We start from the raw sequence: 22509 nt of genomic DNA, 5'->3' as shown, positions 1-22509 counted from the left end.
AAAGGTGGGAGAACGATGCGGACGTTTTCCGACATCAAGGGCCTTCCCATTTATGAACAAACGACGGGAAAAATGGTCGGAACGATCGCTGACATTTGGTTTACCAGCCACGGCGCGGTCAAAGGGCTTGTCGCGGAACAGGGCGGTTTGTTCGGCCGCCGCCGCTATTTGCCGCTTTCAGCCGTGCAGTCGTTCGAAAACGACCGAGTCATCATCTGTGATGCCGATAGCTTCCAGCCGTTTCCTTCTTCTGACAGCGGCCACTCTCTTTACGGCGAACGCGGCCTCGCCGGCAGCATGGTTGTCGCCGCGGACGGAACAACGATCGGACTGTTGGATGACGTATATTTTGACGGGCAATTGGGCAAAATTGACGGATACGAGATCAGCGAGGGATTTTTTTCCGATTTGACCGAAGGAAAGAAACGAATGGAGCTCGCTCCGTTCACCGCCAGAGAAGGCGTGGTCACCGTGGAAACAACGATGTAAGGAGAGTGGCTGTCCATGCTCATTTGCCCGAATTGCAAACGAAAAAATTTAGGGAAAATCGGCGTCAACCAGTACTACTGCTGGGATTGCTTTATTGAGCTGTCCGTCTCGAAAGGGATGATCCACGCCCATCAAGTGGAAGAAGACGGAACGTTGAGTTCTCTTGACGACTTGTTTGACGACCACGAACGCACGATCCAATTTTAGGGGGGACACGCATGAACCGGATGATGACGTCGCTGTTAGCAGTCGGATTAGGCGTCGCCGCTTATCAGCTCGCCCAACGAAACGATTGGATGAACGGTCGCACGATGCGGAGGATGCGCCGCCGCTTGATGCAAGCGATCCGCTGACGGCGCTCGCCCTCGCCTTTGCGCGGGGGCGTCGCCTTGTGGCTGTCAAATAGTGCTAAAAGCGGTGAAGGCATATTTCCCGCCGCATCTCCTACACTAAACGGTAGGAGGTGTGGCGATGGGCGAGCAACAATGGCTGTCGTTCTTTCGCATCGGAAAATGGCTGCTCATGACGGCAATCATCTATTTGATCGTTCGGATGAAAGACGTTTGGCGGCCGGTCATTGATTTTATCGCAACGGTGTTGACGCCGTTTTTGCTGGCGTCGTTTATTACGTATTTGCTCTACCCGCTTGTAGAATCCATCCATCGCAAAGGAATGCCGCGCGCCCTTGCCATTTTGTTGATTTATTTGTTGTTTTTCGGTTTGGTCGGCTACGGCTTGTACCGCGGCGTGCCGCTATTCATCGCCCAGTTGCGTGAACTGGATGAACAGCTGCCGTCTTTGATGAATACATACCGCCAATGGGTGCGCCACATCCACGACGAGACGTCGAATTGGCCGCTTGAGGTGCACACACGCATCGAGGCGATGTTTGCCGAGATCGAGCAGGCAGCGGCGGCCGCCGTCGCGATGGCGATCAACGCCGCCAAATCGTTCATCGGTTCGGCGGCGACGCTGTTGATCATTCCGTTTATCGTCTTCTATATGTTAAAAGACATCGATGTGTTGAAAAAAGCGATTTGGTACATGACACCGAAGCGGTGGCGTGGGCCGGGGATGACGTTTTTGAAGGATGTCGATGAATCGCTCGGCGGCTACATTCGCGGCCAGCTGTTCGTCTGTGCGGCGATCGGTCTGGCAGCGGCGCTCGGCTTGTGGCTTGCGGGCATGGATTATCCGCTGTTGCTCGGCTTTGTCATTGGCGTGACGAACATCATCCCGTATTTTGGCCCGCTGATCGGCGCCGTTCCAGCGGTCATTTTGGCTGCCACCGTCTCGCTGAAAATGGTCGTGATCGTGCTTGTCATCATTTTTACCTTGCAGTTTTTAGAAGGGAACATCTTGTCGCCGTTGATCGTCGGCAAAAGCGTGCATATGCATCCGCTTGTCATTATGCTCGCCCTCTTTGCCGGCGGCGAGCTCGCCGGCGTGCTCGGCCTCATTCTCGCCGTTCCGACGGCGGCGGTGCTGAAAGTGGCCATCGCCCATTGGAAAGAGCATTATGCTTCGCATTGACAAATGCTCTCTGCTTGTCTATAATCTTTCAATGAAAAAAGCGAATACATAACGCGATGACGGATCGAGTATGTTGCAGTCCATCTTAACGCGCGAGCTCGCGCACAGAGAGGAATTTCCGCGGCTGAAAGAAATTCCAGATGAAGGGCAACAGAAGGCTAATCCGGAGCGCAGGCAAAACCTGACGCAAGGCTGCGTTACGGCCAAAGAGGTGATGGGCGTTTTTTGCCCATAAACAGGGTGGTACCGCGAGCATAACTCTCGTCCCTGCAGGGGATGGGAGTTTTTTTATATAAAAGGCGAAAGGGGAGGATCATCATGAAAAAGCTGACATCCGCCCAAGTGCGGCGCATGTTTTTAGAGTTTTTCCAAGAAAAAGGCCATGCGGTTGAGCCGAGCGCATCGCTCATTCCGGTCGACGACCCGTCGCTGTTGTGGATCAACAGCGGCGTCGCGACGTTGAAAAAATACTTTGACGGGCGCATCGTTCCGGAAAACCCGCGCATTTGCAACGCGCAAAAATCGATCCGCACCAACGACATCGAAAACGTCGGGAAAACGGCGCGCCACCATACGTTTTTTGAAATGCTCGGCAACTTTTCGATCGGCGATTACTTCAAGCGGGAAGCGATCCATTGGGCATGGGAGTTTTTGACGAGCGACAAATGGATCGGTTTTGATCCGGAACGGTTGTCCGTCACCGTCCATCCGGAAGACGAGGAAGCGTACAACATTTGGCGCAACGAAATCGGCTTGCCGGAAGAGCGGATCATTCGCCTTGAAGGCAACTTCTGGGACATCGGCGAAGGCCCGAGCGGTCCGAACACGGAAATCTTTTACGACCGCGGCGAAGCGTTCGGCAACGACCCGAACGATCCGGAGCTGTACCCAGGCGGGGAAAATGACCGCTATTTAGAAGTATGGAACCTTGTCTTTTCGCAGTTTAACCATAACCCGGACGGCACGTACACGCCGCTGCCGAAGAAAAACATCGACACCGGCATGGGCTTGGAGCGGATGTGCTCGATTTTGCAAGACGTGCCGACGAACTTTGAAACCGACTTGTTCCTGCCGATCATCCGCGCGACCGAGCAGATCGCCGGCGAGCGGTATGGCGAAGATCCGGACAAAGACGTCGCCTTTAAGGTGATCGCCGACCATATTCGAGCCGTGACGTTCGCGATCGGCGACGGGGCGCTGCCGTCAAATGAGGGCCGCGGTTATGTGCTGCGCCGCCTGCTCCGCCGCGCGGTGCGCTATGCGAAACATATCGGCATTGACCGTCCGTTTATGTACGAACTCGTCCCGGTCGTCGGCGAGATTATGCACGACTACTATCCGGAGGTGAAAGAAAAAGCCGATTTCATCGCCCGCGTCATCCGGACGGAAGAAGAACGGTTCCATGAAACGCTCCATGAAGGGCTCGCCATATTGGCGGAGGTGATCGAAAAGGCGAAAGAGCAAGGAAGCGACGTCATTCCGGGCGAGGAAGCGTTCCGCCTGTATGATACGTACGGCTTTCCGATCGAGCTGACGGAAGAGTACGCCGCTGAAGCGGGCATGACGGTCGACCATGCCGGATTTGAGCGCGAGATGGAGCGGCAACGCGAACGGGCGCGCGCGGCCCGGCAAGATGTCGATTCGATGCAAGTCCAAGGCGGAGTGCTCGGTGACATTAAAGATGAAAGCCGGTTTGTCGGCTACGATGAGCTTGTTGCCGCATCGACGGTCATCGCCATCGTCAAAGACGGGCGGCTTGTCGAGGAAGTGAAAGCCGGCGAAGAGGCGCAAATCATCGTCGATGTGACGCCATTTTACGCCGAAAGCGGCGGACAAATCGCTGACCAAGGCGTGTTTGAAAGCGAAACAGGAACAGCGGTCGTCAAAGATGTGCAAAAAGCGCCGAACGGCCAACATCTTCATGCGATCATCGTCGAACGCGGAACGGTGAAAAAAGGATCCCGCTATACGGCGCGCGTCGATGAAGCAAAGCGGATGCGCATCGTAAAAAACCATACGGCGACCCATTTGCTCCATCAAGCGCTAAAAGACGTGCTCGGCCGCCATGTCAACCAAGCGGGGTCGCTTGTCGCCCCGGACCGGCTTCGTTTTGACTTCACCCATTTTGGGCAAGTGAAGCCAGAGGAGCTCGAGCGCATCGAAGCCATCGTCAACGAACAAATTTGGAAAAGCCTCCCGGTTGACATTTTTTATAAACCGCTCGAGGAAGCGAAAGCGATGGGCGCGATGGCGCTGTTTGGCGAAAAATACGGCGACATCGTCCGCGTCGTCAAAGTCGGCGACTACAGCCTCGAGCTGTGCGGCGGCTGCCATGTGCCCAACACATCAGCCATCGGGTTGTTTAAAATCGTCTCCGAGTCCGGCATCGGCGCCGGCACGCGCCGGATTGAAGCGGTGACCGGAGAAGCGGCATACCGCTTTATGAGCGAACAGCTTGCTATTTTGCAAGAGGCGGCGCAAAAACTGAAAACAAGCCCGAAAGAATTAAATGCGCGTCTTGACGGACTGTTTGCCGAGCTGAAAGAGCTCGAGCGCGAAAATGAATCGCTTGCTGCCCGCCTCGCCCATATGGAAGCTGAGCACCTCACCCGTCAAGTGAAAGATGTAAACGGCGTGCCGGTGTTGGCGGCAAAAGTGCAGGCCAATGACATGAATCAACTGCGGGCCATGGCTGATGATTTGAAACAAAAGCTCGGCACGGCGGTCATCGTGTTGGCGTCCGTCCAGGGCGGAAAAGTGCAACTGATTGCCGCAGTAACGGACGATTTGGTGAAAAAAGGATTCCATGCCGGCAAGCTGGTGAAAGAAGTAGCGTCGCGTTGCGGTGGGGGCGGCGGCGGGCGCCCGGATTTGGCGCAAGCTGGCGGCAAGGACCCAAGCAAGGTCGGCGAAGCGCTCGGTTATGTCGAAACATGGGTGAAATCCGTTTCCTAATTGGCGCGGATCGTGTACAATGGATGTAAAAGGACGGGGTGCCTGAATAAGGAGCGAGGTGGAAACGGTGAGCTCGTTTGACCAAACGATGCAGTTTCATTTTTCCGAGGAGCCGGCCGAGACGAACGTTCGCGAAGTGTTGTTGACGGTGTATGGCGCCTTGCAGGAAAAAGGCTACAATCCGATCAATCAAATTGTCGGCTACTTGTTGTCCGGCGACCCAGCTTACATTCCGCGCCATAAAGATGCGCGTGCGCTCATCCGCAAAATTGAACGCGACGAATTAATCGAGGAATTGGTGAAATTCTATTTACAGGGGCAACGAAAGGATTAACCTGATGCGGACGCTAGGATTAGATTTGGGAACGAAAACGCTCGGCGTTGCCGTTAGCGACGAACTCGGCCTTACAGCGCAAGGATTGGAGACGATCGCCATTGATACGGAGCGCGGCGACTACGGCTTAAAGCGGCTGCGCGCCATCATCGATGAGTACGGCGTCGATGCGATTGTCGTCGGGTGGCCGAAAAACATGAACGGCACGCTCGGGCCGCGCGCTGAGGCAAGCGAGCGGTTCGCCGCCAAATTGCGAGAGGAGTTTTCTTTGCCCGTTGTGCTTTGGGATGAACGGCTGTCGACGATGGCCGCCGAACGGATGTTGATCGCTGCCGACGTCAGCCGGAAAAAGCGGCGGAAAGTGATCGACAAAATGGCGGCGGCCGTCATTTTGCAGTCATATTTGGACAGTAAACGATAAATTGGAGGAGAAAACATGGAACACGGAGACCGTCATATTACCGTTGTCGACGAACATGGCAACGAGCAGCTGTGCGAAATTTTGTTTACGTTTGAATCAGATGATTTCGGCAAATCGTATGTGTTTTACTATCCGGTCGGCGTCGAGGCGGAAGATGAGAACGGCGAGACGGAAGTGCACGTTTCCGCCTTCATCCCTGGGGATGAGAACAAAGAAGGCGAACTGCTCCCAATCGAGACGGAAGAAGAGTGGGACATGATCGAAGAAGTATGGAATACGTTTTGCGCTGAACAGGAAGAGGAAGACGACGAATAACGGACAGCAGAGGGGGGCCAAAAGGATCGGGGCCCCTTTTCTTATTGCCGTATTATGCGCTGAGAAACGATAAGTTGTGTTCCATGCAATGGTTCAGACATCTTCTTGTTTGTCCGACAAATGTTGCGAAGGGCTTCGATTGACCGGCGCGTTTCCCCTCCCCTGGCTTTGCATTTTTTGACCGTCAAGGGCGAAAAATGCGGAACTTTGTAGTATAATATGGCCGGGTGAAAGGAGGACAAAGATGAAACAGAACGATTTTAGGGCGCCAGAGGCGCGGCTTGTGCGGAAAATCGTCTTGATTGTCTGTGCTGTTCTGCTGGCGGCGTTTGTCATTGCCGGCGCCAGCAGTTTCTTATACATCCGTTCAGCGCTTAAGCCCGTCGACCCGAATGACCGCACCCCGGTCCATGTCTCGATTCCGATCGGTTCATCGGCGGCGGCGATTGCCGAGCAGCTCGAACAAAAGCGGCTCATTAAAAGCGCGGCCGTGTTTCGCTTATATGTCCGCTGGAAAAATGAATCCGGCTTCCAGGCTGGGGAGTATGAGTTGACGCGGGCGATGCCAATGGCGCGCATCATTGAGCTGTTAAAAACGGGGAAATCGCTAAAAATCGGATTGAAGCTGACCGTTCCGGAAGGGTCGCAATTGGTGCAAATCGCTGACCTCATTGCTGCGAAAACAGGGTACAAACAAGAACAAATTATGAAATTGCTTAACGATCGCGCGTATATCGAACGGCTGATGAAAATGCACCCGGATTTGTTGACTGATGATATTTTTCGGAAAGGCATCCGCTATCCGCTGGAAGGCTACTTGTTCCCGGCGACGTATGTGTTTGCTGACGAAAAGCCGCCGCTCTCAGAGATCATTGAGGCGATGGTGGCGAAAACGGCAGCTGTGCTTGACACATATAAGGCAGCGATGAAAGAAAAGAACATGTCGCCGCATCAGCTGTTGACGATGTCGTCGCTCATTGAGGAAGAGGCGACGGAAAAAGCTGACCGCCAAAAAATCGCCAGCGTGTTTTACAATCGGCTGCACCGCGGCATGCCGCTTCAAACCGACCCGACCGTTTTGTACGCCCTTGGCGAACATAAAGAGCGTGTGTTGTATAAAGATTTGCAGGTCAATTCGCCGTACAACACGTACATTCATAAAGGGCTGCCGCCGGGGCCGATCGCCAACGCCGGCGTAATGTCGATCGAAGCGGCGCTTGAACCGGCGGCGACCGACTATTTATACTTTTTGGCGACACCGGGCGGCGAGGTCATTTTTACGAAAACGTTGGCCGAGCATAACCGGGAAAAGGCGAAGCATATTGGAAAACAATAGGTCAAAACGGAAGGTAATGGCCGGTGGGGTGAAACGGCTTCGCTTTTCCGCTGTTTTATGGTAGTATAGTTGAACAGACCAACGATAAGAGTCCTTTGCGGCTCTTATTTTTCATGACGACAAAGCGCAAATGCCGGGTTGTATATAGATGCAATTTGAAGCTTTACCATTTGTAGTTTTTCCCGAGTATTTGATCGACTGTCGGGCGACCGAACAACGCCGCTTCCAGACCCATATATGGGTCTGTGAAGCAGGCCGGTTGTTCGGTCTTCCGTCACGCCAAGGCGTGACGGAGGCAAGCCACAGGCTTGCCTCCGTCAGTCGAAAATGGGCAAACCGCTTTTCCGTCAAGGATATATTAAACTTCTTCGTTGCATCTATATAGTTCAACTTTGGCGAGCGCTTTTCAGTTTGCTGACGGCAGGGAGGAATTCCTCTTGCTTTCCAATGACATTGTTTCGTACTTGCAAAAGCTGCGTCCGGCGCCGGATGAGGACATTGAGGAGATGGAGCAGTACGCCTATCGGCACCGCATACCGATCATGGATCCGGTGAGCGTCGAAGTGCTGTTATTCATCTTGAAGCTGATCAGGCCGCGCCGCATTTTGGAAATCGGCACGGCGATCGGCTATTCGGCGATCCGGATGGCAAAGGCGCTGCCGGACGCGCGCATTGTGACGATCGAAAAAGACCGGGAGCGGTATGAGCGCGCCCGTTTTTACATCGAAAAGACGAACACCAAGCGGCAAATCGAGGCGGTGTTGGGCGATGCGCTCGCGGTCGAGGCCGGTGTGGCGGCCGCCGCGCCGTTTGATGTGCTGTTTATTGATGCCGCCAAAGGGCAATATGAGCGCTTTTTTACGCTCTATGAGCCGTTTGTGGCTGCAGGCGGCCTCATCATCAGCGACAACGTCTTGTTTAAGGGGCTCGTCGCCGCCGAAGCGCCGGCGGACAATCGACGGCTTTGGAACATCGCCCGAAAAATTCGCCGCTACAATGAGTGGCTCATGAGTCGAAGCGGTTATGATACGGTCATCATTCCGGTCGGCGATGGGCTCGCCATATCGAAAAAACGAGGTGAAGAACAGTGAAAAAACCCGAATTGCTCGTGACGCCGACGAGCGTTGCCCATATCGACGAGCTGGCTGAAGCCGGAGCGGACGCGGTCATCATTGGCGAGCAGCGCTACGGTTTGCGGCTTGCCGGCGAATTTTCCCGCCATGATGTCGCTGCCGCCGTCAAAGCCGCCCACCGGCGCGGCATGAACGTGTATGTGGCGATGAACGCCATTTTCCATAACGATAAAGTGGACGAGCTTGGCGACTACGTCGCGTTTTTGGCTGATGTCGGCGCCGATGCCATCGTCTTCGGCGATCCCGCGGTGCTCTTGACTGTCCGAGAAACGGCGCCGCACATGAAGCTCCACTGGAGCACGGAGACGACAGCGACGAACTGGTATGCGTGCAACTATTGGGGCCGGAAAGGGGCGAAGCGCGCCGTCTTGGCCCGCGAGTTGAACATGGACGCCATTTTGGAAATCAAAGCCCATGCCGAAGTGGAAATCGAGGTGCAAGTGCACGGCGCGATGTGCATGTACCAATCGAAGCGCTCGCTGATCGGCAGCTATTTTGAATATCAAGGGAAAGTGATGGAAGTTGAACGGAAGAAGTACGAAAAAGGGATGTTTCTTTACGACAAAGAGCGCGACAACAAATATCCGATTTTTGAAGACGAAAACGGCACGCATATTATGAGCCCGAACGATGTTTGCATGATCGATGAGCTCGGCGACATGGTCGAGGCCGGCATCGACAGCTTTAAAATTGACGGGATTTTGCACGAGCCGCGCTACATTACCGAAGTGACGAAGCTGTACCGCCGCGCCATCGATTTATGCGCGGATGACCGCGAGCGGTACGAACGGGAAAAAGAGGAGCTGCTTGCGGCCGTTGAAGCGCTTCAGCCGCCGCATCGCCGCATCGACACCGGATTTTTCTTCAAAGAGACCATTTATTGAGAAAAGGAGGGAAGCAGCATGCTTTTAAAAAATGATCGCATCTCCGAAATCATTGACGGCAAGCGCGTCATTGTGAAAAAGCCAGAGCTGCTCGCCCCGGCCGGCAACTTGGAAAAACTGAAAATCGCCGTCCATTACGGCGCAGACGCCGTCTTTATCGGAGGCCAAGAGTACAGCTTGCGCGCCAACGCCGACAACTTTACGATCGAGGAAATTCGCGAAGGGGTCGAATTTGCCAATCGATACGGAGCCAAAGTATACGTAACGGCCAATATTTACGCCCATAACGAAAACATCCCTGGCCTTGATGACTATTTGCGGGCGCTTGAAGATGCCGGTGTTTGCGGCATCATCGTCGCCGACCCGCTCATCATCGAAACGGCGCGCCGGGTGGCGCCGAAGCTTGAAGTGCATTTAAGCACGCAGCAATCGCTTACCAACTGGAAAGCGGTCCAATTTTGGAAAGAGGAAGGGCTCGAGCGGGTTGTGCTCGCTCGTGAAGTGGGCGCAGAAGAAATCCGGCAGATCAAAGAGAAAGTCGATATTGAAATCGAGGCGTTCATCCATGGGGCGATGTGTTCCGCCTACTCCGGCCGCTGTGTATTGAGCAACCATATGACGGCGCGCGACTCAAACCGCGGCGGATGCTGCCAGTCGTGCCGCTGGGATTACGATTTGTATCAGCTCTCGGACGGCCGGGAAATTCCGTTGTTTGAAAAAGGGGACGCCCCGTTTGCGATGAGCGCGAAAGATTTGAACCTAATCCGCGCCATTCCGGTGATGATCGAATTGGGTGTGGATAGCTTGAAAATTGAAGGGCGGATGAAATCGATCCATTACGTGGCGACGGTTGTCAGTGTCTACCGGAAAGTCATTGATGCCTACTGCGCTGACCCAGACCATTTCACGATCCGCGAAGAGTGGGTGCGGGAGCTGGAGAAATGCGCCAACCGCGAGACGGCGCCGTCGTTCTTTGACGGCTTCCCGGATTATACGAACCATATGTACGGGACGCACAGCCGGAAAACGACGCATGAATTCGCCGGTTTGGTGCTTGGCTATGACCCGGAGACGGGCATCGCCACCGTCCAGCAGCGCAACCATTTCCGCCCGGGCGATGAAGTCGAATTTTTCGGTCCGGAAATTGAAAACTTCACCCAAGTGATTGAGAAAATTTGGGACGAAGACGGCAACGAGCTTGATGCGGCGCGCCATCCGCTGCAAATCGTGAAGTTTAAGGTCAAGCGCCCTCTCTTCCCGTACAACATGATGAGAAAGGAGAATTAAGATGGGGAAGAAGCCCGTTGTCATCGGCGTCGCCGGCGGCTCCGGCTCGGGGAAGACGAGCGTCGCCCGCGCGATTTACGACCATTTCGGCGACCGCTCGATCCTTGTTTTGGAGCAAGACTTTTACTATAAAGATCAAAGCCATCTTCCGTTTGAAGAGCGGCTGAAGACGAACTATGACCATCCGCTGGCGTTTGACAACGATTTGTTGATTGAGCATATTCATAAGCTGCTTCGCTATGAGCCGATTGACAAGCCGGTGTACGATTATACGCTGCACACTCGCTCAAGCGACGTCATTCGCGTGGAGCCAAAGGATGTCATCATCGTGGAGGGCATTCTTGTCTTGGAGGATGAGCGACTCCGCAATTTAATGGACATTAAAGTATATGTCGACACCGACCCGGACATCCGCATCATCCGCCGTCTCATCCGCGATATTAAAGAGCGCGGCCGCACGTTCGATTCGGTCATCGAGCAATATTTGTCCGTCGTCCGGCCGATGCACAACCAGTTTGTCGAACCGACGAAGCGCTACGCGGATGTGATCATTCCGGAAGGCGGACAGAACGTCGTCGCCATCGATTTAATGGTGGCAAAAATTCGCACAGTTCTTGAACAAAAAGCGGTTTTGTAATAACATAACAGAGACAAAACAATATATTATATAACAAGTAAGCGTACGAACAGCCGTTTTTGCTGTTCGTACGTTTTACATAATGCAGAATATATAGAGGAGTGAGATGAATGGCGAACGAAAAGCAGTATCCGATGACGAAAGAGGGAAAAGAGAAACTGGAACAAGAGCTTGAGTACTTAAAAACGGTCAAGCGGAAAGAAGTGGTGGAGCGCATTAAGATTGCGCGCGGGTTCGGGGATTTGTCGGAAAACTCGGAGTACGATGCTGCCAAAGATGAGCAGGCGTTTGTCGAATCGCGCATCCAAATGCTTGAAAACATGATCCGCAACGCCGTCATCATTGAAGAAGACAAAGAAAACCCGGACGTCGTCTCGCTCGGCAAGTCGGTCACGTTCATTGAACTTCCAGACGGCGAGGAAGAGACGTATACGATCGTCGGCAGCGCTGAAGCCGATCCGTTTGAAGGGAAAATTTCCAACGACTCGCCGATTGCGAAATCGCTTCTCGGCCGCCGCGTCGGCGATGAGGTGACGGTGCAAACGCCGGGCGGGGAAATGCTTGTGAAAATCGTGGCTGTGAAATAAGAAGCAGGAGGCGGCCGACCTGAACAAGCGGCGGTGTGCGAAGCGAAGCGAAGAAAATTGCCGCCGCTTGACGTTTCAAACGGAAACACCTCGTCAACACTGATGATGAGGTGTTTTCTTTATGTGGAAAAAACGAACGCTTGCCATGCTCGCCCTCATTCAACTGGGCTTGTTGTTGCTTGTCGGGCGATTGGCGCAGATCCAGCTGATTGACGCCGAGTCGTTCGCCAATCATAATTTAATTGCCGAAAGCGTCGCCCAGCGGACACAAGAACTGATCATTGACGACGGGCGCGGCTCGTTCGTCGACCGAAATGGCGCGCCGCTCACGAAGCGATACGTGCCGTCGCTTGTCTTATTCCCGTTTTTAACGACGATGAAATGGCCGATGGAACAAGTCGCCCGCATCACCGGCGTCTCTAAAGAAGAGATCCGCCGCCAGCTTGAGCAGGCGGACGGTCCGTTCGTCTTAGAGAAGGATGGAGAGCCGCTCGCCTTGAGCGCCCAGCAAATGAAGCAAATTAACGATTTGCGCATTCCGGGCGTCTTAGCTGTCAATAAACAATACTCTCTTGAGGTGGTGTACGCTCCGCATTTGCTTGGCTTCACCCGCCCAGATCAGGAGCTCATCAAGAAGCGTTATCCAAAACGGCCGCTGCCGCCAAAGACCGAAGTGGGCATTCAAGGACTTGAGAAGGCGTTTGATGAGTTTTTGCTCGCCGACGGCGAAACGAAGCTGCTTTATCACGTTGACGCCGAAGGGCGGCCGCTGTTTGGGCTCGATGTCAAATACAGCGATACGGGCAACCCGTTTTATCCCGTCACCGTGCAAACGACGCTTGACCGTGACTTGCAGCAAGAGATGGAGCAGATCGTTGACCGATACGGGTTGAAAAAAGGCGGTCTCGTTTTGCTGGATATTGACACAAACAGTGTGCTCGCCATGGTCAGCCGCCCAAACATGGACCCGCGTGATCCGTACAAAAACCGCGGGGCGGAAAACCAAATAGTGTTGCCGCAAATCCCTGGCTCGATTTTTAAAACAGTCATTGCGGCCGCGGCGCTTGATGAGGGGCTCGCCTCGCTTGAGACAACGTTTGACTGCAGCCGAAAAATTGACGGCAAAACCCGCGATGAGGAGCATGATTACGGCATGCTTGATTTAGCGGACAGCTTTGCCGTCAGTTGCAACAATGCTTTCGCCACGCTCGGCAAGCAGTTGATCGAGCACGATCCCGATGCGTTTGAAACGTATGCGAGAAAGCTTGGGCTGTATCCGACGGCCGGCTGGGAAGGGGCGGTGTACCATGAAGAGCATTTCCGTCAGTTCCCGGAGGAGCAGAAAGGAACGATTTGGCATGATCCGCGCGACAAGAGGGTGCCGCTTGCGGTGGCGCAAACGGCGATCGGGCAAAAAAATGTACGCGTCTCGCCGCTTGGCGTCGCCAACATGATGGCGACCATCGCCCGCGGCGGCGAAGCGCTTCAGGTGCGGGCCGTTGACAAAGTGCTGTATAAAAACGGTGCGATCCTCTTTTCGTTTCCGCCTCAACCGGCTTCAGACATGGCGCCGATCGCGCCGCAGACGGCCGAAGAGCTGCAGCGGCTTTTGCGCAGCGTTGTCACCAAAGAGGATGGCACCGGCCGCCGCTTCCGTTCGCTGCCGTATCCGGTCGCCGGCAAATCCGGGACGGCGGAGACAGGAAAAATGGACGGCGGTGCTGAATTCATTAATAAATGGTTTGCTGGCTATTTTCCAGCCGACCGCCCGAAATACGCCCTCGCTGTCGTTGAGCTCGACTGCCCGAGCGGGCGGGCCTCGACGAATGATGTGTTCGCCGCCGCAGTCGAGGCGCTTTATGCTTATGACCACGCCAAAAATGAAGTGAAGTGACGAACCAAATGTAAGGGGAATCCATGTTTCCAGCACGAACATCATCCAAAGAAGGGAGAGGAGACGGTGGCGCAAATGGGGACACGCTTTGCCGCCCGCGCCAAGCGGCGGAGAATCAACCGTTGGCTCAATGGAGCCATTGCCGTTGTCGTGCTGCTCATTTTGATTGTCGGCGGGAACTTGCTGTTTGGCGATCAACCGAGCGAGAAGGCGGTTGATCGCGAAGCCAAAACAGAAGCGGCCAATGCGAAGCGGGTGGAAGTGGAAACAGGCGAAGCGGCGGCGCCGGCGGAAGCCGAAACGCCCGCCGAGGAAGAAGATGCTGCTTCCACCGATGAAACGAGCGAAGCGGGCATGACAGAAACGCCGGGCCCGCCGGGGTCCAACGTTGAAAAAGAAATCGTCAACCCGGCATGGCAGCCGATCGGTACGACGCAAACGGAGCCGCATGAAACGGTGTTTAAGAAAGATTCGGTCGACTGGAAGGAAATGCTCGATGCCGTCAGCTATGCGACCGGCATCGCCCCGGAGGAGATGATCGTTTGGTTCATCGGCAACAACGGGCCGAACAAAGCAGTCGCGACGATTTCGACGAAAGATCAAATCGCCCATTACAAAGTGTACATTGAATGGGTGACGAACGAAGGCTGGAAGCCGACGAAAGTGCAAAAGTTGAAGCAAAAGCCATAAGCGGCATGATGAGGGGAAGCGGAGATATTCGAAACTTTGGCGGCATCAGTGAAACGATGGCGGTTCATTAGCGGCGGAAAAATATACAGGCGCCCAAAAACGAAGGGCGCCTGTTATTTTTTCGCTTTGAAATGAACGACTGCGCTGTACCACCGCTTTCCGTTTTCCATGACGTGCATTTGATGGGATACATGATGGACGGAAAGCAAGAGCGCCTTGTTATGTTCAATTTGTTCGTTGATTTTTTTCTCGAGCGTCCGCAAGTCGTCCGCTTCAAAAAATTCGATTTTGTCCTCGATCAAATCAAGAGAAATGTTCGGCATCGTTCTTCCTCCTTTCCATTGTCAGTGTAGCAAATTTTCCCGCCCTCATCCACCGGAGTACAAGGGGGAACAATACGAACGAACATGATCGTTGAACAAGGGAAAAACATATGCTACAGTAAGAGCAGGCAATACGAAAAAACATACTATATTTATAGGAATTATAAACTTTTTTGGGGTGTGACCATATGGGCAGAGAGTTTCTTGACTTGTTTGAGCAATGGGCGGAATCGTATGACCGATCGGTCGAAGGATACGATGAGCAATATCGAGACGTGTTTGCCGGTTATGACCGCATTTTAAGCACGGTCGCCGACAAAGCCGGCCAAGTCGTGCTCGAGTTTGGCGTCGGCACAGGCAACTTGACGAAAAAGCTGCTTGAGCGCGGCAAGCAGGTGTACGGGATCGAGCCATCGGCGCCGATGAGGAAAAAAGCGGCGGAAAAGCTCAGCGGGCGAGCGGTCATTCTGGACGGCGATTTTTTGCAATTTCCGACACCGCCGGAGCCGATCGACACGATCGCCAGCACGTATGCGTTTCATCATTTGACGGATGCGGAAAAAGACGAAGCGCTGGCCAAATATAGTCAATTGCTCCATCCGGGTGGTAAAATAGTGTTTGCCGATACGGCGTTTCGCGACAAAGAGGCGTTCCGCCAGGCGATTGAGGAAGCCCGAGCGCGCGGCTTCCACGATTTGGCCGACGATTTGGAACGCGAATATTATACGACGCTTGACGTATTGGCATCACTGTTTTCCAAGCATGGCTTTTCCGCCTCCTTTGCGCAGCAAAACGCGTTCGTCTGGGTGATGGAGGCGGTGAAACAAACGACATAGAAAGAGGGAGAACGATGAAAGCAGCCATTATTGGAGCCATGGAAGAGGAAGTGGCGATTTTACGTTCGCGCATGGAAGGGCGCGAGGAAACGGTCATCGCCGGGTGCGAATTTTCCAAAGGGCGCCTTGACGGCGTGGAGGCGGTGTTGTTGAAATCCGGGATCGGCAAAGTGAACGCCGCCATGGGAACGACGCTTCTGCTTGATCACTTTCGCCCTGATTTCGTGATCAATACCGGTTCGGCCGGCGGATTTTTGCCTTCGCTTCGTGTCGGAGATCTTGTCATTTCCGAGGAAGTCGTCCATCATGACGTCGATGTGACCGCGTTCGGCTACGCTTACGGGCAAGTGCCTGGCCTGCCGGCGCGCTACCGGGCGGATGAGGCGCTTGTTGAGGCGGCCAAGCAGGCGGCGGCGCGGCTTGATGGCCTGCAGGCAGTGACCGGCTTGATCGCCACCGGCGATTCGTTTATGAACGATCCAAAGCGAGTCGAATTTGTGCGCGGTCAGTTTCCGGAATTGTGCGCCGTCGAAATGGAAGCGGCGGCGATCGCCCAAGTGTGCGTGCAATTTGGAACGCCGTTTGTCATCATCCGGGCGTTGTCTGATATTGCTGGTGAGGAGTCGGACGTGTCGTTTGAACAGTTTTTGGAGACGGCGGCGAAACATTCGGCTGAACTTGTCTTGTCGATGCTTTCCGTTATGAAACAGAAGCGCTATTAAGATGCAACGAAAAAGCAGCTTGTCTATTTTCTCGACTGTCGAAGGCAAGCCTATGGCTTGCCTCCGTCACGCTAAGGCGTGACGAAAGACCGAACAACGACTCGCTTAAAGACCCATGAATGGGTCTTTAAGCGGTGTTGTTCGGTCACTCGACAGTCGGATGAAATGATCGGCAAAAACGAAAAATGTTAAAGCTTTAAATTGCATCTATATATATAGACAACAGAACACCGCCGTTTTGCTGCTAAACTGAGCGTGAAGAAACGGAGTGACTTGTATGCGCGTAGCAAAAAGCATCCATGAGTTGATCGGCCATACGCCGGTTGTCGAAATTACGCGCTTCCCCCTCCCGGAAGGCGTTCGGCTGTTCGCCAAGCTTGAATACTTCAATCCTGGCGGAAGCATTAAAGACCGGCTCGGACAAGAGCTGTTGCGCGAGGCGTTTGCATCAGGAAAACTGAAAGAGGGGGGCACGATCATCGAGCCGACGGCCGGCAACACCGGCATCGGTCTGGCGCTGGCGGCGATCGGCAAAAACGTGAACATCATTTTTTGTGTGCCGGAAAAATTCAGCATCGAAAAACAACAGCTGATGAAGGCGCTCGGGGCGCAAATCGTTCATACACCGACTGAAGAGGGAATGGAAGGAGCAATCCGCAAAGCGGAGGAGCTCGCCCGCACGATTCCAGGCGCCTATTGCCCCCAGCAGTTCCAAAACCCGGCCAATCCAAGGACGTATTACAAGACGCTCGGTCCGGAGCTGTGGGACGATTTGGACGGACAGATCGACATTTTTGTCGCCGGCGCCGGCTCCGGCGGCACGTTTATGGGGACAGCGACGTTTTTAAAAGAAAAAAACCCGGCCATTAAAACGGTCATCGTGGAACCGGAAGGCTCGATTTTAGGCGGCGGCAAGCCGGGTCCGCATCGGACGGAAGGGATCGGCATGGAGTTTTTGCCGCCGTTTATGGATCCGGATTATTTTGATGCCATCTACACGATCGCGGACGATGACGCGTTCCGGCGCGTCAGCGAACTCGCGAGACAGGAGGGGCTTTTGGTCGGCAGTTCGTCCGGCGCCGCGTTTCATGCCGCCTTGATGGAAGCAGAGAAGGCAAAGCCAGGGACGAATATCGTCGTCATTTTTCCGGACGGGAGCGAACGCTATTTAAGCAAACACATTTATGAAGGTGGGAGGTAACGATGAGGCGGAAAACAATGCTCATTCATGGCGGCATTCCGGGGGATCCGCATACTGGAGCGGTGTCGGTCCCGATTTATCAAGTGAGTACGTATAAGCAAGAAGAAGTTGGAAAGCATAAAGGGTTTGAATACTCGCGCACCGGCAACCCGACGCGCGCGGCGCTTGAGAAGCTGATCGCTGATCTCGAGGGCGGCGAAGCCGGCTTTGCGTTCGCTTCCGGTATGGCGGCAATTACGGCCGTCATGATGTTGTTTCAAAGCGGCGACCATCTAGTGCTCACTGACGATGTGTACGGCGGCACGTATCGCGTCATGACGAACGTGCTGAATCGGTTCGGGCTTGAGGCGACGTTCGTCGATACGAGCGATGTCGCCAACATCGAGGCGCACATCCGGCCGGATACGAAAGCCATCTATATTGAAACGCCGACGAACCCGCTGTTGAAAATCACTGACTTGCAAGCCGCCGCCGCCATTGCCCGTGCGCATGGGCTGCTATTGATCGTCGATAACACGTTTTCCACTCCGTACTTTCAGACGCCGCTTGAGCTTGGCGCCGATATCGTCATCCATAGCGCGACGAAATATTTAGGCGGCCATAGCGACGTCGTCGCTGGGTTGGCGGTTGTCCGCACGCCGGAGCTTGCCGAGCGGCTCCATTACGTGCAAAATTCAACCGGCGGCGTGCTCGGGCCGCAAGATTCATGGCTATTGATGCGCGGGATGAAAACGCTCGCCGTGCGGATGGAGGAACATGAAGAAAATGCGCGCCAAATCGCTGTTTTTTTGGCTGAACACAAGGCGGTCAAGCGCGTCCATTATCCAGGTCTTCCGGATCATCCGAACCACGAGTTGGCGAAAAAGCAAATGCGCGGATTTGGCGGCATGATTTCGTTTGATGTCGGCAGCTTGGAGCGCGCCGAGAAAGTGCTGTCGCGCGTGCGCTACTTTACGCTTGCCGAAAGCTTAGGGGCGGTCGAAAGTTTAATTTCGTTGCCAGGGAAAATGACGCACGCCTCGATCCCGAAGGAACGGCGCGAACAGCTCGGCATTACCGATGGCCTGATCCGTTTGTCGGTCGGGCTTGAAGATGTCAACGATCTGCTTGACGATTTGGCGAAGGCGCTTGGCTGAAATTGCCGCTCCCCCCTTCTGTCCATGTATGATACAGTGAAAGGGGAGAGGAGGGATCGGGCTTGAACGAGCAGCAACGAAACGAGCTGCGGGCCAAGGCGGGCGACTTTAAAACATACAGCCTCGTCTTGTTCGCGTTTGGAGCGTTTCTCTATTTCGGAACGATCATCCCAGAAGCGGTTGAGACAGCGAAAAAGCCGTTCGCCCTATTGGCAGTCGCCGTCTGTTTTACCGCGTCGCTTTCCTGTTTGCGCCAAGCCGCCCGCTATGCCCGCCGTCTTGAGGAAGAAGAAAAGCGGTTCGAACCGTAAACCTGCCTTTTGGCCGAAAGGCGGGTTTTTGTTTAGCCACCATGCTGGCGTTCAAGGGAAAGCAAGCTTTTTGCCTATTTTGCAAAAAAACGGTTTACAATGGAAATAATTTTGGATATAATTGCCTACGTAGCATCATTTCCAAAGGGAGGTCGAAGACAATGACAATGATGATGTGGACAACAGTAACGCATCCATTCTATCAAACGGCTATTCGACCTTCCGCCGACCGGGAATGAACGTGCACCGATGACGAAAAACAGCGATCAGGCCGCAGAAGGGGAGTAGTCTCGCTTTCTGCGGCCTTTTTGTACGCTTAGCCGCAGAAACGCCTTCCTTCTGCGGTTTTTTTGCATGGAAAGGAGGTGAGGGGGTATGACGATCCATTTGTTTTTTATCACGATCACGATTGAGCGGAGAAAGCCGCGGCAACGGAACATCGAAGAGGAGCGGTTCGCGCGTGCAGCTGAGGAGGAGTTGCTTGACCGCAAATGTTCCGCTCATCAACGGTTGTTTTAAAACAATGGAGATGAAAGGGGAGAAGATTCATGTCAATTGTACCAGTATGGCTTGTGATGTGGATGAAACAGACGGGAGACTCGACTTGACTCAGGCTAAAGGGGGGATATCGGTGCTCCGCGTGCTGTTGTTGACGGTCGAATTTCACGAATTGTTCAAAATGTGGCGGAAGCGCTCCTTGTCTTCTTTGGTAAAATAAAATCTAGAAGAGAAGGTCAAGGAGGGAACGGGGATGTTCGCCATTGTCATGTCGATCATCATTACCGCGTCGATTGCGCTTGTTGTCGCCGCGGAAGTCAGCGTTGAGGCAAGAGCGTAAGCACGGCGGTTCTTCTGCATCGGGAGGGGGATAAGCAGGCGGACCGCATCAGCAGAACGTTGGCATCAATCGTTTTTGATTGGTCAGGTCATTGCCGGCTCATTTCGGGCCGGTCTATTTTTGTCGTAAAGACACGGACAACATCGCCCCTGCATATACATAACGATAGGCGGTTTCCGCCGATGACAGCAGGCGGGGGTGAGAGCATGTCCGGCATTTTCACGGCGTTTACGTTTCTGTTGAAAGAGCTGACGTTTCTTGTCTCGTATATTAAAAACAATGCGTTTCCCCAGCCGTTAAGCGCTCAAGAAGAGGAAAAGTATTTGGCGCTGATGGCAAAAGGCGACGAGCAAGCCCGCAACCGGCTCATCGAACACAACTTGCGCCTTGTTGCCCACATTGTGAAAAAGTTTGAAAATACGGGAGAAGAGGTCGAGGATTTAATCTCCATTGGCACGATCGGCTTGATCAAGGCGATTGAAAGCTATTCGCCGGGCAAAGGAACGAAGCTGGCAACGTATGCGGCTCGATGTATCGAGAACGAAATCCTGATGCACCTGCGTTCATTAAAAAAAACGCGCAAAGACGTCTCGTTGCATGAGCCAATCGGCCAGGACAAAGAAGGAAACGAAATCAGCCTGCTTGATATTTTAAAAGCCGAAGGCGAAGACATCGTCGATGAAATCCACTTGAACATGGAGCTCGAACAAGTCAAACAATATATCAGCGTGCTTGATGAGCGGGAAAAAGAGGTGATCATCAATCGCTTTGGCCTCGGTCGGCAGCGGGAAAAAACGCAGCGTGAAATCGCCAAAGAGCTCGGCATCTCGAGAAGCTATGTCTCGCGCATTGAAAAACGGGCATTAATGAAAATGTTTCACGAGTTTTATCGGCAGGAAAAAGAAAAACGGCGGTCATAACAAAAGCGGGTTGCTGGTGCAGCGACCCGCTTTTTCAGTAGTGGAAGAATAGAAATTATTTTAAAAAACTGAATTCTTTCATTTATATCCTTTGATGAAGCGATTTCAATCAAAAATATTGACAGATTTTATTTTTAAAAGTAAAATAATTTTGTCGTCTTTTGTCTAAATTTGTCTAAAGGAGGCGAAAAAGCATCATGCGCAAGATCGGCTTGGCATGGCAAATTTTCATCGGCCTTATTCTCGGGATTATGGTTGGGGCCATTTTTTACGGAAGCCCTAAAGTAGCGACGTATTTGCAGCCGATCGGAGATGTTTTTCTCCGTTTAATTAAGATGATCGTCATCCCGATCGTCGTCTCGAGCTTGATTGTCGGCGTCGCCAACGTCGGTGATGTGAAAAAGCTCGGAAAGTTGGGCGGCAAAACGATCCTTTATTTTGAGATCATTACGACGATTGCCATTATCGTCGGCCTCTTGGCAGCGAACATTTTCCAACCAGGCGTCGGCGTCAATATGAAGTCGCTTGAGAAAACGGATATCCAGTCGTATGTCGATACGACGAACGAAGTGCAGCACCATTCGATGGTTGAAACATTTGTCAACATCGTGCCGAAAAACGTGTTTGAAGCGCTGTCGACCGGGAATATGCTGCCGATCATCTTCTTCTCGGTGATGTTCGGGTTGGGCGTAGCCGCGATCGGTGAAAAAGGGAAACCGGTGCTTCGCTTTTTCCAAGGCACAGCGGAAGCGATGTTTTATGTGACGAACCAAGTGATGAAGTTTGCGCCGTTTGGCGTTTTCGCCTTGATCGGCGTGACGGTGTCGAAATTCGGCGTCGCTTCGCTCCTTCCGCTCAGCAAGCTTGTTGTGCTCGTTTATGCGGTCATGGCGTTCTTCGTGTTGGTGGTGCTTGGCGCTGTGGCCAAATTGGTAGGTACAAATATTTTCCATATTATAAAAATCTTAAAGGATGAATTAGTGCTTGCCTATAGCACGTCGAGCTCGGAAACCGTGTTGCCTAAGGTTATGGAAAAAATGGAGAAATTCGGTTGTTCAAAGGCTGTAACATCCTTTGTCGTTCCGACCGGCTATTCGTTCAACTTGGATGGGTCGACGCTCTATCAGGCGCTGGCGGCTGTCTTTATCGCTCAACTGTACGGCATCGACATGCCGATTTCGCAGCAAATCTCGCTTGTGCTCGTTTTAATGGTGACGTCCAAAGGGATTGCCGGTGTCCCAGGCGTATCGTTTGTCGTCTTATTGGCGACGCTTGGCACGGTTGGCATTCCAGTTGAAGGATTGGCGTTTATCGCCGGCATCGACCGCCTTTTGGACATGGCGCGCACAGTGGTCAACGTCATCGGCAACTCGCTGGCGGCGGTTGTGATGTCGAAATGGGAAGGGCAATATAACGAAGAACAAGGAAAACAATACATCGCTGAGCTGCAGCAGCAAAGCGCCTAAGAGAAAAGTGGCTCAGATGTGTTGATTAACCAATAATAACTATGTATATAGATGCAACAAAGAAGTTTAACATATCCTTGACAGAAAAGTGGTTTGCCCATTTTCGACTGTCGAAGGCAAGCGTGTGGCTTGCCTCCGTCACGCCTTAGCGTGACGGAAGACCGAACAACGACTCGCTTCACAGACCCATTCATGGGTCTGGAAGCGGCGTTGTTCGGTCACTCGACAGTCGGATGCAATGACCGGCAAAGACGAAAAATG

25 protein-coding genes and 1 other annotated feature are annotated in these 22509 nt (G+C 53.3%); of the genes, 24 read left to right on the top strand and 1 reads right to left on the bottom strand.

Translation table 11 applies throughout. The features are described 5' to 3' along the window. The first annotated feature begins 15 nt into the window (after nucleotides 1–15). The 16 genes from ABS784_RS02515 to ABS784_RS02440 all read left to right on the top strand — a co-directional run bounded on the left by ABS784_RS02515 (nucleotide 16) and on the right by ABS784_RS02440 (nucleotide 14495). Nucleotides 16–489 (top strand): PRC-barrel domain-containing protein, encoded by a 474-nt coding sequence (locus ABS784_RS02515; protein WP_014196401.1) that lies wholly within the window; start codon nucleotides 16–18, stop codon nucleotides 487–489. A gap of 15 nt (nucleotides 490–504) precedes the next feature. Beyond that, complete coding sequence (locus tag ABS784_RS02510; protein WP_008881018.1) at nucleotides 505–696, top strand: hypothetical protein; 192 nt, start codon at nucleotides 505–507, stop codon at nucleotides 694–696. 11 nt (nucleotides 697–707) lie between these two features. Beyond that, entirely contained in the window at nucleotides 708–842 is a 135-nt protein-coding gene (locus tag ABS784_RS02505) for a YrzQ family protein (protein ID WP_013144658.1), read from the top strand. A gap of 118 nt (nucleotides 843–960) precedes the next feature. Continuing rightward, nucleotides 961–2022, top strand: a complete 1062-nt coding sequence (locus ABS784_RS02500; protein WP_021321998.1) for an AI-2E family transporter — start codon at nucleotides 961–963, stop codon at nucleotides 2020–2022. A 47-nt stretch (nucleotides 2023–2069) separates the two neighbouring features. Then, nucleotides 2070–2294: a binding site (T-box leader), on the top strand. Nucleotides 2295–2340: 46 nt separating this feature from the next. Next, nucleotides 2341–4977 (top strand): alanine--tRNA ligase, encoded by a 2637-nt coding sequence (alaS, locus tag ABS784_RS02495; RefSeq protein ID WP_023634609.1) that lies wholly within the window; start codon nucleotides 2341–2343, stop codon nucleotides 4975–4977. Between the two features lie 67 nt (nucleotides 4978–5044). Beyond that, the gene (locus ABS784_RS02490; RefSeq protein WP_011232033.1) at nucleotides 5045–5311 is read left to right on the top strand and encodes an IreB family regulatory phosphoprotein; all 267 of its coding nucleotides are present in this window, start codon (nucleotides 5045–5047) and stop codon (nucleotides 5309–5311) included. Nucleotides 5312–5315: 4 nt separating this feature from the next. Next, nucleotides 5316–5732 carry a Holliday junction resolvase RuvX gene (ruvX, locus tag ABS784_RS02485; RefSeq protein WP_318538323.1) on the top strand — a complete coding sequence of 139 codons (417 nt, stop codon included), beginning with the start codon at nucleotides 5316–5318 and terminating at the stop codon, nucleotides 5730–5732. A gap of 15 nt (nucleotides 5733–5747) precedes the next feature. Beyond that, nucleotides 5748–6047 carry a DUF1292 domain-containing protein gene (locus tag ABS784_RS02480; protein WP_011232031.1) on the top strand — a complete coding sequence of 100 codons (300 nt, stop codon included), beginning with the start codon at nucleotides 5748–5750 and terminating at the stop codon, nucleotides 6045–6047. 244 nt (nucleotides 6048–6291) lie between these two features. Next, nucleotides 6292–7383, top strand: a complete 1092-nt coding sequence (gene mltG / locus ABS784_RS02475; protein WP_011232030.1) for an endolytic transglycosylase MltG — start codon at nucleotides 6292–6294, stop codon at nucleotides 7381–7383. 437 nt (nucleotides 7384–7820) lie between these two features. After that, a complete protein-coding gene (locus ABS784_RS02470) occupies nucleotides 7821–8474 on the top strand; it encodes an O-methyltransferase (RefSeq protein WP_014196397.1) in 654 nt (217 codons plus the stop codon). Continuing rightward, a complete protein-coding gene (locus ABS784_RS02465; RefSeq protein WP_011232028.1) occupies nucleotides 8471–9400 on the top strand; it encodes a peptidase U32 family protein in 930 nt (309 codons plus the stop codon). Before ABS784_RS02470 ends, ABS784_RS02465 begins: the two co-directional genes overlap by 4 nt. Before the next feature lie 18 nt (nucleotides 9401–9418). Beyond that, nucleotides 9419–10687, top strand: coding sequence for a peptidase U32 family protein (locus ABS784_RS02460; protein WP_011232027.1), 1269 nt, complete (start codon nucleotides 9419–9421; stop codon nucleotides 10685–10687). 1 nt (nucleotide 10688) lies between these two features. After that, a complete protein-coding gene (gene udk / locus ABS784_RS02455; protein ID WP_011232026.1) occupies nucleotides 10689–11324 on the top strand; it encodes a uridine kinase in 636 nt (211 codons plus the stop codon). A gap of 110 nt (nucleotides 11325–11434) precedes the next feature. Continuing rightward, nucleotides 11435–11911 (top strand): transcription elongation factor GreA, encoded by a 477-nt coding sequence (gene greA / locus ABS784_RS02450; RefSeq protein ID WP_011232025.1) that lies wholly within the window; start codon nucleotides 11435–11437, stop codon nucleotides 11909–11911. 121 nt (nucleotides 11912–12032) lie between these two features. Next, entirely contained in the window at nucleotides 12033–13805 is a 1773-nt protein-coding gene (locus ABS784_RS02445) for a peptidoglycan D,D-transpeptidase FtsI family protein (RefSeq protein WP_352511352.1), read from the top strand. Between the two features lie 66 nt (nucleotides 13806–13871). After that, entirely contained in the window at nucleotides 13872–14495 is a 624-nt protein-coding gene (locus ABS784_RS02440) for a YrrS family protein (RefSeq protein WP_020278376.1), read from the top strand. A gap of 113 nt (nucleotides 14496–14608) precedes the next feature. On the opposite strand, the gene ABS784_RS02435 is transcribed toward ABS784_RS02440, so the two are convergent. Next, nucleotides 14609–14818 (bottom strand): YrzA family protein, encoded by a 210-nt coding sequence (locus ABS784_RS02435; RefSeq protein WP_011232022.1) that lies wholly within the window; start codon nucleotides 14816–14818, stop codon nucleotides 14609–14611. 188 nt (nucleotides 14819–15006) lie between these two features. Between ABS784_RS02435 and ABS784_RS02430 the strand changes: the two genes are divergently transcribed. From ABS784_RS02430 to ABS784_RS02395, 8 genes are all read left to right on the top strand, one after another. Then, nucleotides 15007–15654 carry a class I SAM-dependent methyltransferase gene (locus ABS784_RS02430; RefSeq protein WP_011232021.1) on the top strand — a complete coding sequence of 216 codons (648 nt, stop codon included), beginning with the start codon at nucleotides 15007–15009 and terminating at the stop codon, nucleotides 15652–15654. Nucleotides 15655–15668: 14 nt separating this feature from the next. Then, nucleotides 15669–16376: a 5'-methylthioadenosine/S-adenosylhomocysteine nucleosidase gene (gene mtnN / locus ABS784_RS02425; RefSeq protein WP_021322000.1), complete on the top strand. Its 708-nt coding sequence runs from the start codon at nucleotides 15669–15671 to the stop codon at nucleotides 16374–16376. 277 nt (nucleotides 16377–16653) lie between these two features. Further along, a complete protein-coding gene (locus ABS784_RS02420; RefSeq protein ID WP_011232019.1) occupies nucleotides 16654–17577 on the top strand; it encodes a PLP-dependent cysteine synthase family protein in 924 nt (307 codons plus the stop codon). A gap of 2 nt (nucleotides 17578–17579) precedes the next feature. Next, nucleotides 17580–18713, top strand: coding sequence for a bifunctional cystathionine gamma-lyase/homocysteine desulfhydrase (locus ABS784_RS02415; RefSeq protein WP_352511348.1), 1134 nt, complete (start codon nucleotides 17580–17582; stop codon nucleotides 18711–18713). 62 nt (nucleotides 18714–18775) lie between these two features. Beyond that, nucleotides 18776–19024, top strand: coding sequence for a YrhC family protein (locus ABS784_RS02410; protein ID WP_020278374.1), 249 nt, complete (start codon nucleotides 18776–18778; stop codon nucleotides 19022–19024). A gap of 375 nt (nucleotides 19025–19399) precedes the next feature. Next, the gene (locus ABS784_RS02405; RefSeq protein ID WP_011232016.1) at nucleotides 19400–19543 is read left to right on the top strand and encodes a YrzI family small protein; all 144 of its coding nucleotides are present in this window, start codon (nucleotides 19400–19402) and stop codon (nucleotides 19541–19543) included. Between the two features lie 525 nt (nucleotides 19544–20068). Next, nucleotides 20069–20782: an RNA polymerase sporulation sigma factor SigK gene (sigK, locus tag ABS784_RS02400; protein ID WP_020278372.1), complete on the top strand. Its 714-nt coding sequence runs from the start codon at nucleotides 20069–20071 to the stop codon at nucleotides 20780–20782. 197 nt (nucleotides 20783–20979) lie between these two features. Next, nucleotides 20980–22248 carry a cation:dicarboxylate symporter family transporter gene (locus ABS784_RS02395; RefSeq protein ID WP_011232012.1) on the top strand — a complete coding sequence of 423 codons (1269 nt, stop codon included), beginning with the start codon at nucleotides 20980–20982 and terminating at the stop codon, nucleotides 22246–22248. Nucleotides 22249–22509: the final 261 nt, after the last annotated feature.

The sequence above is a fragment of the Geobacillus sp. G4 genome (assembly GCF_040327975.1).
Taxonomy (GTDB): domain Bacteria; phylum Bacillota; class Bacilli; order Bacillales; family Anoxybacillaceae; genus Geobacillus; species Geobacillus thermoleovorans.
The sequence above is the reverse complement of the archived record's forward strand: the minus strand, read 5'-3'. Positions and strand labels throughout refer to the sequence as shown.